The sequence below is a fragment of the Streptomyces sp. NPDC094147 genome (assembly GCF_044764265.1).
Lineage (GTDB): Bacteria > Actinomycetota > Actinomycetes > Streptomycetales > Streptomycetaceae > Streptomyces.
This window is the reverse complement of record NZ_JBIWHT010000006.1, coordinates 178,389-191,477: the sequence shown is the minus strand read 5'-3', so window position 1 is coordinate 191,477 and position 13,089 is coordinate 178,389. Positions and strand designations below refer to the sequence as shown.

General features: G+C 71.6%; 11 protein-coding genes. 9 read left to right on the top strand and 2 right to left on the bottom strand.

Going from position 1 to position 13,089, the window contains the following annotated elements:
- Positions 1–35 precede the first annotated feature (35 nt).
- On the top strand, positions 36–908 hold the full coding sequence (locus tag ACIQ8J_RS12895; protein ID WP_403269982.1) for a TauD/TfdA dioxygenase family protein: 873 nt from the start codon (positions 36–38) through the stop codon (positions 906–908).
- 12 nt (positions 909–920) lie between these two features.
- On the opposite strand, the gene ACIQ8J_RS12890 is transcribed toward ACIQ8J_RS12895, so the two are convergent.
- Positions 921–1,610, bottom strand: coding sequence for a SpcZ (locus ACIQ8J_RS12890; protein ID WP_403269985.1), 690 nt, complete (start codon positions 1,608–1,610; stop codon positions 921–923).
- A gap of 214 nt (positions 1,611–1,824) precedes the next feature.
- Positions 1,825–3,180 carry an OFA family MFS transporter gene (locus tag ACIQ8J_RS12885; protein ID WP_403269988.1) on the bottom strand — a complete coding sequence of 452 codons (1,356 nt, stop codon included), beginning with the start codon at positions 3,178–3,180 and terminating at the stop codon, positions 1,825–1,827.
- A 442-nt stretch (positions 3,181–3,622) separates the two neighbouring features.
- On the opposite strand from ACIQ8J_RS12885, the gene ACIQ8J_RS12880 reads away from it, so the two are divergent.
- From ACIQ8J_RS12880 to ACIQ8J_RS12845, 8 genes are all read left to right on the top strand, one after another.
- Positions 3,623–3,850 (top strand): type A2 lantipeptide, encoded by a 228-nt coding sequence (locus ACIQ8J_RS12880; protein ID WP_403269991.1) that lies wholly within the window; start codon positions 3,623–3,625, stop codon positions 3,848–3,850.
- 75 nt (positions 3,851–3,925) lie between these two features.
- Positions 3,926–4,732 (top strand): HlyD family efflux transporter periplasmic adaptor subunit, encoded by an 807-nt coding sequence (locus tag ACIQ8J_RS12875; RefSeq protein WP_403269994.1) that lies wholly within the window; start codon positions 3,926–3,928, stop codon positions 4,730–4,732.
- Positions 4,717–7,008, top strand: a complete 2,292-nt coding sequence (locus ACIQ8J_RS12870) for an NHLP family bacteriocin export ABC transporter peptidase/permease/ATPase subunit (RefSeq protein WP_403269997.1) — start codon at positions 4,717–4,719, stop codon at positions 7,006–7,008. Before ACIQ8J_RS12875 ends, ACIQ8J_RS12870 begins: the two co-directional genes overlap by 16 nt.
- Position 7,009: 1 nt before the next feature.
- Positions 7,010–9,862: an NHLP bacteriocin export ABC transporter permease/ATPase subunit gene (locus ACIQ8J_RS12865; protein WP_403270000.1), complete on the top strand. Its 2,853-nt coding sequence runs from the start codon at positions 7,010–7,012 to the stop codon at positions 9,860–9,862.
- A 205-nt stretch (positions 9,863–10,067) separates the two neighbouring features.
- On the top strand, positions 10,068–10,973 hold the full coding sequence (gene htpX / locus ACIQ8J_RS12860) for a zinc metalloprotease HtpX (protein WP_403270002.1): 906 nt from the start codon (positions 10,068–10,070) through the stop codon (positions 10,971–10,973).
- A gap of 40 nt (positions 10,974–11,013) precedes the next feature.
- The gene (locus ACIQ8J_RS12855; protein ID WP_403270004.1) at positions 11,014–11,592 is read left to right on the top strand and encodes a hypothetical protein; all 579 of its coding nucleotides are present in this window, start codon (positions 11,014–11,016) and stop codon (positions 11,590–11,592) included.
- Positions 11,593–11,716: 124 nt separating this feature from the next.
- A complete protein-coding gene (locus tag ACIQ8J_RS12850; protein ID WP_403270007.1) occupies positions 11,717–12,331 on the top strand; it encodes a phospholipase domain-containing protein in 615 nt (204 codons plus the stop codon).
- 37 nt (positions 12,332–12,368) lie between these two features.
- Entirely contained in the window at positions 12,369–13,082 is a 714-nt protein-coding gene (locus tag ACIQ8J_RS12845; RefSeq protein ID WP_403270009.1) for a DUF4142 domain-containing protein, read from the top strand.
- Positions 13,083–13,089: the final 7 nt, after the last annotated feature.

Genomic DNA, 13,089 nt, shown 5'->3' with positions numbered 1-13,089 from the left:
GGACGCCGGGGAACCACCCGCATCAGGAGGCAGTAATGGAGCAGTTCGCGCTGGACGCCATCGAGCGCATCACCACCAGGCCGCAGGAGGTGTACGACACCCTTGTCGTCGACCCGCTGACACCGGTGATCGGCGCCGAGGTGTCCGGCCTGGACCTGTCCAAGGAGCTGACGGAGGATCAACTGGCGGAGCTCAAGCGGGCGTTCCTGGACCGTCACGTCCTGGTGTTCCGCGATCAGTCGCTGTCGGACAGCGACCACAAGCGGCTCGCCGGATACTTCGGCGAGCTGCACCCGGTGACACTGCCCGCCGAGGGTTCCGACCCGTACGTCCTCGAAATCAGCACCACCAAGGACTCGCGCGCGGTCGCGGGCAACGGCTGGCACGCCGACGGCACCGCCGACGCCGAGCCCTCCCTCGGCTCGATGCTCTACATCACCCGCACTCCCGAGTCGGGCAGCGGCGGGGACACCCTGTTCGCCAATATGCACCTGGCGTACGAGATGCTGTCGCCCGCCATGAAGTCCCTGCTTGACGGGCTCACGGCGGTGCACGACGGGCTGCTGCCCTGGCAGGGCGAGACACCGCCCGCCGGCTACGTCGTCCCCAGGACCGAGCACCCTGTGGTGGTGCGCCACCCCGACACGGGACGCAGGCTGCTGTTCGTCAACGGCGCCTACACCTCGCACATCACGCAGCTGTCGCGCGGCGAGAGCAGGGCGGTGCTCGACATGCTGTACGACCAGACCGCCCGCACCCCGTTCCTGAACTGCCGCGTCCGGTGGACCCCGAACACCCTGGTGTTCTGGGACAACCGCTGCGTACAGCACCATGCGACCTGGGACTACTACCCGCACTCGCGCTACGGGCGGCGCGTGGCCATCAACGGGCAGCGGCCCCAGGCCTGACACGGCGGGCGTTCAGACGCGGGTCAGGCTGTCGGCGAGCCCTTCGGCGAGCCGGACCCAGGCCGCCGCCTCTTCCCCGCCGGAGCCCGCGTGCGCGAGGACGTAGGCGTGGGCGCGGGCGTACGGGTAGGTCTCGGCGTAGGCCCGCTCGTCCGCCTCGGCGTAGGCGAGCGCGGTGGCCCGCGCGTTCGCGAGGGAGTTGGCGACCGCGTAGGAACGGGCGTTGGCGGTGGTGTTGAGCTCGGCGTAGGTGGCGGCGAACTCCGTCGCCTCGGATTCGCCGTAGTCATTGGCCACCGCGTAGGCGTGCGCGTTGGCGGAGGCGGTGGCATGGGCCTCGCCGTAGGGGTAGGCGAGGCGGTACACGTCGCGCAGGGCCGGTTCGAGGGCGGCGGACCAGGAGGCGGCCGCGATCCGCTCGCCCGTGAGGGCGCGGGCGTGCAGCTCCCCGACCGCCTCCAGCGGCCCGGCGTCCTCGCTCTCCTCCAGGAGCAGCGGCAGGACCGTGCGGGCGTGCCAGTCGTGCACCACGAGGAACGGCACCCGGCCGCCCAGCCGGGCCAGTTCTGCGTGGGCGCGGCGCACCCCGTCCGATTCCGCCGCGCCCTGGCTGATGGCGAGGGCCAACTGCGCTGGCCACGGCGGTATGTCCTCGCCGGACGCGCTCGTTCGGGGCTCGGTACCGGCCGGGGAACCGCTCATGGGCCTCACTCCTGTCTGGGCTGATCCGCCCCCGGCCGGTCGCCGGGGAAGGCGGATGCCAAGACCGTATCCCGGTGGATCAACCGCCGCGGCGGGGTCGCTCAGGAGCCCGTGAACAGCTGCTTGAGCTTGAGGCCCAGTTCGTACATGCCGTACGCGAACGGCACACCGACCCACAGCCAGGCGACGGCGAACAGCGCCCTTCGGCGGACCGTCATGACAGCGCTCCCTTCTCCGGGGCGGGCAGCGCCGACTCGCCCTCGACGGCCGGGGGTTCATGGTGCCGCGGGTGGACGGGGCGGACCAGCTCGTTGGCCGCGAAGCCCACCGCGAGGAGCCCGATCATGATGAAGAAGGACGTGGTGTAGAGGTCCGGGCCGGTGCGTCCGGCGGACTTCTGCGCGTCGGCGATGGCGTTGACGATCAGCGGGCCGAGGACGCCGGCGACCGACCAGGCCGTGAGCAGCCGGCCGTGGATCGCGCCGACCTGATGGGTGCCGAAGAGGTCCTTGAGATAGGCGGGGACGGTGGCGAAGCCGCCGCCGTAGAAGGAGAGGATGACGGCGGCGCACCCGATGAACAGCGGCTTGGAGGCGTTGCCGGTCAGCGCGATGAGCAGGTACATCAGCGCGCCGATGCCGAGGTAGCCGCGGTAGACGTTCTTGCGGCCGATGACGTCGGAGGCCGAGGACCACAGGATGCGGCCGAGCATGTTGGCGAGCGAGAGCAGACCGACGAAGCCGGCGGCCGCGGCCGCCGCGACCGGGGACGCCGTGCCGGCGAAGAAGTCCCCGATCATCGGCGCGGCCTTCTCCAGGATGCCGATGCCCGCGGTCACGTTCATGCAGAGCACCACCCACAGGCACCAGAACTGCGGGGTGCGCACGGCGTTGCGGGCGGAGACCTGACCGGTGGTGGCCGCCGCCGCGTCCCTCGGCCGGGAGGGCGGCCGCCGGCCGTCCGGGGGCAGCCGCACCAGGAGCACGCCGAACGTCATGAAGACCGCGTAACCGACCCCCATGACCAGGAAGGTCCGCGCGATGCCCGCGGGGTCCTTGCCGAAGGAGGAGAGGAGCTGGGTGGACAGGGGCGCGGCGATCAGCGCGCCGCCGCCGAAGCCCATGATGGCGATGCCGGTGGCCATGCCGGGCCGGTCGGGGAACCACTTGATGAGGGTGGAGACCGGCGAGATGTAGCCGATGCCGAGTCCGATGCCGCCGATGAAGCCGTAGCCGAGGACCACGAGCCAGTACTGGCGGGTGGCGGCGCCGAGCGCGGCCACCAGGAAGCCGGAGGAGAAGCAGACCGCCGAGACGGCCATCGCCCACCGGGGCCCGTTGCGCTCCACCAGGGTGCCGCCGAAGGCCGCCGAGAGGCCGAGCATGACGATGGCCAGTTGGAAGGGCAGTGCGGACGCGGTGCCCGACAGGCCGAGCGAGGACTCCAGGGGCGGTTTGAAGACGCTCCAGGCGTACGCCTGGCCGATGGCGAGGTGGATGGAGAGCGCGGCGGGCGGCACGAGCCAGCGGCTCCACCCCCGTGGGGACGGCGTGCGCGAGCGGGCGAGCATGTCGCGGACCGTACAGCACAGGGACAACTCCCGGAAGAGTACGGGGAGTTGGTGGCACGGGCCGGGCAACTCCCCGTCCCCCAGGCAAGCGGAGCCGCACCTTCCGAAAATCTGCACACCGCATGCGCAGACCCGTCACGGGGGGCCACGGCCGGGTTTCAGGTCTGGACCGAGTCAGGGGGCTTTGGTGCGGGAGTGTCCGACTTGGCGCACATCCGCTTCCCGGCAAAAGGAATTCATCGCGTGAAGCTCGTGAAGAAACTGCCCCCGAATCATGAACACACCTGCACGCGGCGGTAATTCGAGGCAGTACGGAACCCCTGTTCAAAGCCCGTTCGATTCGCAGTGACCGCAGTCGGCGTGCTTTGATCCTCGCCACTGCGGGAAACCCCGCCAACGGGTTCCCCGATAAGAAATGTCCCCATGAAAGGCAGTCCCCACCATGAACAACGCTCCCCAGGTTGAGACCCTTGAGATCTCCGACGCCGACCTGGACAACGTGTCCGGCGGCCTCGTCGGCACCGCGCTCGGCAACGTGAACGACACCGCCGACTCCATCCTGCCGGTCTCCGGCATCGTCGGCTCGGTCACGGGTCTCGTCGGCTCGGCCACCGGTGTGAACACCGGCGTCGTCACGGGCCTCGCCACCGGTCTCATCGCCGGTCTCTGATATCACGCGTGAGCCCCGGAACCCGCTCGGTTCCGGGGCTCATTGCGGATGGTTAAAGGTTAAGGAAAGAGTTCCGTGCAGTTTCGCCAACAGGCCCTTTCCAAACTGCAGTCACCGGAGGAACTCGACCTGCCGGTGCGTTTCGCACGCCCGCAGGGCCGGCTCGTTCTGCTGATCACGGTGGCCGTGATGGCCGCCGCCACGTTCTGGGCCATGACGGGCTCCGTCTCCGCCACGCTGGACGCGCCCGGCATCCTCACCCACGCGCAGGGCAGCTACGCCCTGCAGAGCCCGGTCGCGGGCCAGATCACCGGGGTGTTCGCCCGGGAGGGCCAGACCCTGCCGGCCGACGCGCCCCTCCTCAAGGTCCGTACCGCCCAGGGCGACCGGACGGTCCGCACGATCGACGCGGGCCGTCTGACGAGTCTCGCCGCCACGATCGGCTCGGTGGTCGCCACCGGCGCGAACGTGGCGAGCGTGGAGCGCACCGGCGGCGCCGACGACCCCCTGATCGTGATGCTGTACCTGCCCGGCGACAGCGGCGCGAGCGTCCCGGTGGGCGCCCCCGTCGACCTCGCCGTGCAGTCCGTGCCCGCCGAGCAGTACGGAGTGCTGCGCGGCACCGTGGCCGCGGTCGGCCGCACGCCCGAGACGCTTCAGCAGATCACCGCCTTCCTCGGCGACGGACAGCTCGCCGAGCAGTTCTCGCAGCACGGCAGGCCGTTGGGGGTCCTGGTGCGCCTGGAGCCCACGTCCGCCAATCGGTCCGGCTACCGGTGGTCGTCGGCCGCCGGCCCGCCGTTCGCCGTCGACTCCATGACCCCGGCCACCGGCACCGTCCATCTGGCCGACCGGCGTCCCATCGATTGGCTGCTCCCGTGACCGCACCGCACGCATCGTCCGCCGCCCAGCAGTTTCCGCCCACCGGCCACGGCCGCCGCCGACCGCCCAACTCCACTGGCGGCAACCGCCGTTCACGTGCCCGGCAGGCGCCGAGGACCAAGGCGGCGAAGAGCGTACGCACCCCCACGATCCTCCAGATGGAGGCACTGGAGTGCGGCGCGGCCTCGCTGGCCATGGTGCTCGGTCACCACGGACGCCATGTGCCCCTGGAGGAGCTGCGCATCGCGTGCGGCGTCTCGCGCGACGGCTCGCGGGCCAGCAACGTCCTCAAAGCCGCCCGCGGTTACGGGCTCACGGCCAAGGGCATGCAGATGGAACCGGCCGCGCTCGCCGAGGTGCAGGCGCCCGCCATCCTGTTCTGGGAGTTCAACCACTACGTCGTGTACGACGGCATGGGGCGCCGCCTCGGCCGGCGGGGCGTGCACATCAACGACCCCGACAAGGGCCGCCGTTTCGTGCCCGCCGAGGACTTCGACACGAGCTTCACCGGCGTCGTCCTGGTCCTGGAGCCCGGTCCCGCCTTCCAGCGCGGCGGCCGGAAGCCGGGCGTCCTGGGCGCACTGCCCGCGCGGCTGCGCGGCACCACCGGCACGATGCTGGCCTCACTGCTCGCCAGCCTGCTGCTCGTGGCGGTCGGCGCGGCGCTGCCCGCGCTGAGCCGTACGTACATCGACCATTTCCTGATAGGTCATCAGACCTCGCTGCTCGGCGTGCTGTTCGCGGCGATGGGCACCATGGTGGCGCTCACCGCGGTGCTGACCTGGCTGCAGCAGGCGAACCTCCTGCGCGGGCGCATCATCTCGTCCACACTCAGCAGCGCCCGGTTCTTCCGGCATCTGCTGAGGCTGCCGGTCACCTTCTTCGCGCAGCGCAGCCCCGCCGATCTCGTCCAGCGGCTCCAGTCCAACGACGCCGTCGCCGAGACGCTGGCCCGCGACCTCACCGCGGCGGGCGTGGACGGCATCGTCGTACTGCTCTACGCGTTCCTGCTCTGGACGTACGACCCGCAGCTCACGGTCATCGGGGTGGGCATCGCGCTGCTCAACGTCGTCGCGATGCGCATCGTCGTGCGCCTGCGGGCCACCCGCACCCAGAAGCTGCGGGCCGACAGCGCGCGGCTCACCAACACCTCGTACACCGGGCTCCAGCTGATCGAGACGATGAAGGCCACCGGTGGCGAGAACGGGTACTTCCGCCGCTGGGCGGGCCAGCACGCGACCACGCTGGAGGAGCAGCAGCGGCTGGGGGTGCCGAGCGCCTGGCTCGGCGTCGTCGCCCCCCTGCTCGCCACCCTCAACAGTGCGCTGATCCTGTGGATCGGCGGACTGCGCGCGGTGGAGGGGCACATTTCGATCGGGCTGCTCGTCGCGTTCCAGGCGCTGGTGACCCGCTTCACGGCGCCGGTCACCCGGCTCAACGGGGTGGCGGGCCGGATCCAGGACTTCGCGGCGGATGTGGCCCGGCTGAAAGACGTCGAGAACTTCCCCGTGGACTCGCTGCACTCGCGCCCCGAACCGGCCGCCAGCACGCGCCGCCTCAAGGGCCATGTGACCCTTGAGGACATCACCTTCGGCTACAGCCCGCTCGACAAACCCTTGCTCACCGGGTTCTCACTGACCGTCGGTCCGGGACAGCAGGTGGCGCTCGTCGGCGGCTCCGGCAGCGGCAAGTCGACGGTTTCCAGGCTCATTTCGGGCCTCTACGCCCCGTGGGAGGGCACGATCCGCATCGACGGACAGCGCCTTGAGGACATTCCGCGCGGTGCGCTCGCGGCCTCGGTCTCCTTCGTGGACCAGGACGTCTTCCTCTTCGAGGGGACGGTGCGGGACAACGTGGCGCTGTGGGATCCCTCGATCACCGACGACGCCGTGGTGGCCGCCCTCCAGGACGCGGCCCTGTACGAGGTCGTCGCGCGCCGGCCGGGCGGCATCCACAGCCGGGTCGAGCAGGACGGGCGCAACTTCTCCGGCGGGCAGCGCCAGCGCCTCGAAATCGCCCGCGCGCTGGTGCGCCGGCCCAGCATCCTGGTCCTGGACGAGGTCACCAGCGCCCTGGACGCCGAGACCGAGCACCTCATCATCGACAATCTGCGCCGCCGCGGCTGCGCCTGCGTCGTCATCGCGCACCGTCTCAGCACGGTCCGCGACAGCGACGAGATCCTGGTCCTCGACCACGGAACCGTCGTGGAACGCGGGCGGCACGAGGACCTGGTGGCCGCCGCGGGCGCGTACGCCGACCTGGTCAGGGAGCACTGAGGTGACCTCCGTACACCACTTCGCGGACCCGGGCGCGGCCGGGCACGACGCGGTCATCGGCGCGCTCGGGGGCCTGGGCCACCAGGTCGACTGCACCGGTCTGCGCAGCCTTTCGCTGGAGGGGCCGCAGGTGCTGTGGCTCGTCGTGGCCGGTGCGCTCGACCTGTTCGCGGTCGACGCGGTGGAGCAGGGCCACTGGCACTTCCTCGGCCGCCTCGAACCGGGCACCCTGCTGCTCGGCCCCGTCGACGGCCCGCGGCACACCCTCGTCGGCCGCCCCCTGCGGGAGTGCGTGCTGCGCCGGATCGAGCTGCGGGAGCTGTACCGGTATCCGGATTCCGGTGGCTACGAGGTCCCGTACCACAGCCAGTACGACACCGGGGACGCGGCGCTGAGCCTGCTGGAGCACGCGTTCTCGCTCGGTGTCGGACGCGGCCAACGCGTGCTGTTCGAGGCGCCGTTGGACGGCCGCACCACCCCTGACGAGGCGGTCGCCGACGACGACGTGCTGTGGCTTCCGGTCTCGCCGGGCAGTGTGCAGTACGGGGCCGCGTTCAGTGCGGAGGCGGCCGGTGATCTGCTCGTCGACGGTGAACTGTGGCAGGGCATGGTCAACCGGCAGTACCGGCTGCTGTCCGCCCTCGACCGCTGGATCGAGCGTCTGGAGCGGGCGCACGAGGACCGTACGGCGGCCGGCATCAAGGCGGGCGAGGCCGTCCGCGACGAGGCCGACCGGGCGCTGCTCACCTCCATCGGCCGCCCGCGCAAGTCCTCTTCGCGGGCGGCGGGTTCCGGTGACGACGAGACGTACGCGGCCTGCCGGCTGGTCGCGGCCGCGGCCGGGATCACGCTCACGGAGCCCGCGCGGAGCGGCGCGGTGAGCGACCGGATCGATCCGGTCGAGCGGATCGCGGTCGGCTCCCGGATCCGGACCCGGCCGGTGCGGCTCGACGGGCGCTGGTGGCGCCAGGACGCGGGCCCGCTGGTGGGGCACCGCACCGCGAGCGGCACTCCGGTCGCGCTGCTGTGGCGCCGCGGCGGGTACGAGGCGGTGCACCCGGTGTCGGGCCGGCGCAGCCGCGTCGACGGGAGCAACGCGGCGGAGTTCGAGCAGCGCGCCGTCATGTTCTACCGGCCGCTGCCGGAGCGGCCGCTCGGCAAGTGGGGCCTGCTGCGCTTCAGTCTGCGCGGCACCCGGGCCGATGTGCGCAATCTGGTGCTGGCCGGACTGGTGACGGTGGCGCTCGGCGCGCTGGTGCCGATCGCGACCGGGCAGGTGCTCGGCGTCTATGTGCCCCGGGCCGAGAACAGCCTCATCGTGCAGGTGTCGCTCGCCGTGATCGTCTCCGGGGTCGTGTCGGCCGCGTTCACGCTGCTCCAGAACCTCACCATCCTGCGGATGGAGGGACGCATCGAGAGCACCCTCCAACCCGCCGTGTGGGACCGGCTGTTGAGGCTGCCGACGAAGTTCTTCACCGAGCGTTCCACCGGCGAGCTGGCGAGTGCGGCGATGGGCGTCAGCGCGATCCGCCGGGTCCTTTCGGGCATCGGCCCGGTCGCCGTGCAGTCGGGCACGGTCGGCGTGATGAACCTCGTCCTGCTGTTGTGCTTCAGCGTGCCGCTGGCGCTGACGGCGCTGGCGATGCTGGCCGTCATCGCCGCGGTGTTCCTCACCATGGGGATGTGGGAGCTGCGCTGGCAGCGCCGTCTGGTGGAGCTCGGCAACAAGCTCAACAACCAGGCGTTCCAGACCCTGCGCGGGCTGCCCAAGCTGCGGGTCGCCGCGGCGGAGAGCTTCGCGTACGGGGCCTGGGCGCGGGAGTTCGCCCGCAGCCGGGAGCTGCAGAAGCGGGCGGGCCGGATCAAGAACCTGACGACGGTCCTCAACGCCGTCTATCTGCCGCTGTGTTCACTCGTCATGTTCGTGCTGCTCGCGGGACCGGCCCGCGGGTCCCTGTCGGCCGGCGCGTTCCTGACGTTCAACACCGCGGTGACGATGCTGCTGACCGCGGTCACCCAGCTCACCGGGGCGTTCATCTCGGCGGCCGCCGTGCTGCCCATGTTCGAGCAGATCAAGCCGGTGCTCGACGAGGCGCCCGAGGTGCGCGGGGCCAGCACGCAGCCCGGCGAGCTGTCCGGCGGGATCGAGGCCAAGGGCCTCTCGTTCCGCTACACCGACGACGGCCCGCTGGTCCTGGACGAGGTGTCCCTGAAGGTGCGGCCCGGGGAGTTCGTGGCGGTCGTCGGGCCCAGCGGCTGCGGCAAGTCGACCCTGCTGAGGCTGCTCATCGGCTTCGACACCCCGGTCACGGGCAGCGTGCTCTACGACGGCCAGGACCTGGCGGCCCTCGACCGGGCGGCCGTGCGCCGCCAGTGCGGGGTCGTGCTGCAGAACGCGCAGCCGCTCAGCGGGTCGATCCTGGACTGCATCTGCGGAGCGGAGGTGTTCACTCAGGAGGAGGCGTGGGAGGCCGCCGCGATGGCGGGCCTCGCCGAGGACATCAAGCGGATGCCGATGGGGCTGCACACCATGGTCTCCGGCGGCGGTGCCATCTCGGGCGGCCAGCGCCAGCGCCTCATGATCGCCCAGGCGCTGGTCCGGCGCCCGCGCGTGCTGTTCTTCGACGAGGCCACCAGCGCCCTCGACAACGAGACCCAGCGCATCGTGATCGAGAGCACCCGCGCCCTGAACGCCACCCGCGTGGTGATCGCCCACCGGCTCTCCACGGTCCTGGACGCCGACCGCGTGATCGTCATGTCGCAGGGCCGCATCGTCCAGCAGGGCCCGCCCGCCGAGCTCCTCGCCGACCCGTCCGGCCGCCTCCACGAGCTGGTGCGCAGGCAGCTGGCCTGAGGCGGGTCCGCGCGCCGAATTCGTCCCGTACGACCACCGTCGCCGGGGCCCGCGCGGTGGCATGGTGGAGGGTGAGCATCACTGCACCGGTCCTGGAGAACGCCATGATCAAGAGGAATGTGCCGCCCGTCCCCGGGCCTCCCATTCACGCCGCGCGAGCCCGTGCGCGCTCGGGCCGCACCGGCATGGGGACGGAGTGACGGCCGTGCACAGCCGCTTCGCACCCGACCGGCAGCTGACCGCCCGCATGCTGCTCACGGTGTTCCTGCTCGGACTGCTGTACGTGGCGTTCGTCGCCGCGCTCCTGGTCCTGCTCAGGTCGACGGTCGTGGTCGTCGTGGTGGCCGCGGCGGTGCTGTTCTCGCAGTACTGGTTCTCCGACCGGATCGCCCTGTACGCGATGCACGGCCGCGTGGTGACCCGCGAGCAACACCCCCAGCTGCACGGCATCATCGACCGCCTGTGCGCCACCGCCGACATGCCAAGGCCCCAGGTCGCCGTCGCCGACATCGACCTGCCCAACGCGTTCGCGACCGGGCGCAACGCCGACCACGCCGTGCTCTGCGTCACCACCGGGCTGCTGCGCCGGCTGGAGCCCGACGAGCTGGAGGGGGTGCTCGCCCACGAGCTCTCGCACGTCGCGCACCGCGACGTCGCGGTGATCACGGTGGCCTCGTTCCTGGGCGTCATCGCGGGGCTCATCGTCCGCTTCGCTTTCTACTCCCAGCTGTACGGCGGGCGCGGCCGGCGCGACCAGAACACCGTCGTCGTGCTGATGGCCGTCATGGCGGTGTCCGCGCTCGTGTACTCCCTCAGCTTCGTCCTGATCCGGGCGCTGTCCCGCTACCGGGAACTCGCCGCCGACCGGGCCGGGGCGCTGCTCACCGGGCACCCCTCCGCCCTCGCCTCGGCGCTGACCAAACTGGACGGCGACATCGCCCGGATCCCCAGCAAGGACCTGCGGACGGCCAGCGCGTTCAACGCCTTCTACTTCGTCCCCGCCCTCGGCGAGGGAAGCCGTGTCGGGCGGCTCTTCGCCACCCACCCGAGCCTGGAACAGCGCCTGGACCGGCTGGCGAAGATCTCCGCCGAGCTGGGACGTCCCGCCTGACCGCGGCCGCCATCGCCCCCTGACCGAGGACGGAGCACACATGGGATTCCTGGACATCCTGCTGGGCCGCACCAAGCCCGCCCCGCCCGACCTCGACCGGCTGTTCGGCCTGCCGTCGGCGGCGGTCACCGTGCAGGCGGCCGCCGGGTTCACACCGACCGGGCAGGGCTCGGTGTGCTTCACCACGGTCGAGGGAACGGCGTTCGCCGGCATCCGCCAGGACGTCACGGACCTGCTGAACGCGGACACCGAACGGGTCGGCGCCTCGGTGGAGTTCAGCCGCGACGAGTACGGATACTCGTGGCTGCTCTCCCGCCGGGAGCCCGACGACCTGGCCGCTCTCGTCGGCGATCTGCACGCCGTGAACACCGCCCTGGAAGGATCCGGCTTCGGCCCCCAACTCCTGTGCTCCCTGGTCGGGTTCGGCAACGAGGAGGGGCAGCGCTTCGCCCTGGTGTACCTCTACAAGCGGGGCACCTTCTACCCCTTCGCGCCGCTGCCGGGCGAGAAGCGCGACAACGCGCTCGAACTGCGCGTCAGGGCGGTCGTCGCGGACGACCTCCGCATCGAACCGGACCTGTCCCGCTGGTTCCCGGTATGGGGCGCGCCCGGCCTGTGAGCGGTGCCGTCGCCCTGACGGCCTGGGCGACAGAGCTTCTTCCGCCCCCTGTTGAACATCCGCCTCCTCTTTCCCGTACTGAAGGACGTCCCTGTCGCGCCCCCTCACCCCGAAAGGGACGCACATGCCTTCTGCGTGGAGCGCACGCCGTGCGCGCGGGCGGAGCGCGGCCTGCTGGGCCGCCGCCCTGGTGACCGCGACCATGGCCGCGGGCTCCGTCGCGGCGGGCGCGGCCGCGGCGCCGGAGTCCCGGTATCCGCAGGAGCCGGCGCTCGTGCTCCGGCTGCCCGGCCAGGGACCGGTGCCGTCCGTGACCGCAGCGGACGACTGCGCCCGGGGCGGCGTGGACGTCACCGCGAGCAACGGGGGCGACGCGCCGTTCGGCTTCGCCCTGGCGGGCGTCTCGGTGACGGTCGGGCCGGGCCGCTCCAGGACCGTCACCGTGCCGGTCGCCGAGCACCAGAACTACCGCTTCACCGTCGTGGGGCCCGGCGGATTCCGCCAGGACATGACGGGCGTACTGACCTGCGCGACCCCTTCCCCATCGCCCGCGACCGGCACGGACCGGGCAGCCGGCACGCAGCCCGTCCCCGTGACGCCCCGCGGCTCCCCCGCACATCCGGGCGACCGCCGCCTGGCGATCGCCGGGGTCACCGACCTCGACTCACTGGTCACCGGGACGGTCCTGGTGCTGCTCGGCGCAATGCTCTTCGCCGTCCGCCGACTCCGCCTCTCCTAAGTCCCTCGTACGACACACTCCAGGAGGCACCTCCTTGATGCGCCGCATCGTCTTCTCCAGCACCGGTCTGGTCCTGCTCGCCCTGATCGCGACGGTGGCCGCGCTCTCCTACCCGGTCTGGTCCTACGCCGACCGTTCGGGCACCGGCCTCGCCAATCTCAACTCCGGTACGGTGCCCACCCGTTGGGGCCCGCTGTCGGCGGCCGACCGCGACTTCATCACCCGGGTCAGACTCGCGGGGCTGTGGGAGCTGCCCGCGGGACAGCAGGCGATGGAGCGCGCCCCCACCGAGGCCGTCAAGACGGCGGGCGAGCATCTCGTCCAGGGCCACACGTTCCTCGACGCCCGGGTGCGGGAGGTGGCGGCCCAGCTCGGCATGGAGCTGCCGAGTCAGCCCAACGCGCTGCAACAGGGCTGGCTGCGCACGCTGACGGCCGACACGGGCACGGCGTACGAGCGCGACTTCGCCAACCTCCTGCGCTCCTCGCACGGCCAGGTGTTCGCCCTGATCGCGCAGATCCGGGCGAACACCCGTAATTCCCTGGTCCGTTCGCTGGCCGACGACACGAACACGACCGTCCTGGACCACATGAAGGTCCTGGAGGGGACCGGCTTCGTCGACTTCGACGCCCTGGCCCGGGGCGCCGCGGCCTCCGCGACCGCGAGCCCTACCGGCCCGCCCCCGCCCAATGCGGGCTCAACTCCCCCATCGGCGGCTCCCGTTCAGCCGAGCGGCTCCTACCAGCCGTAACGGGGGG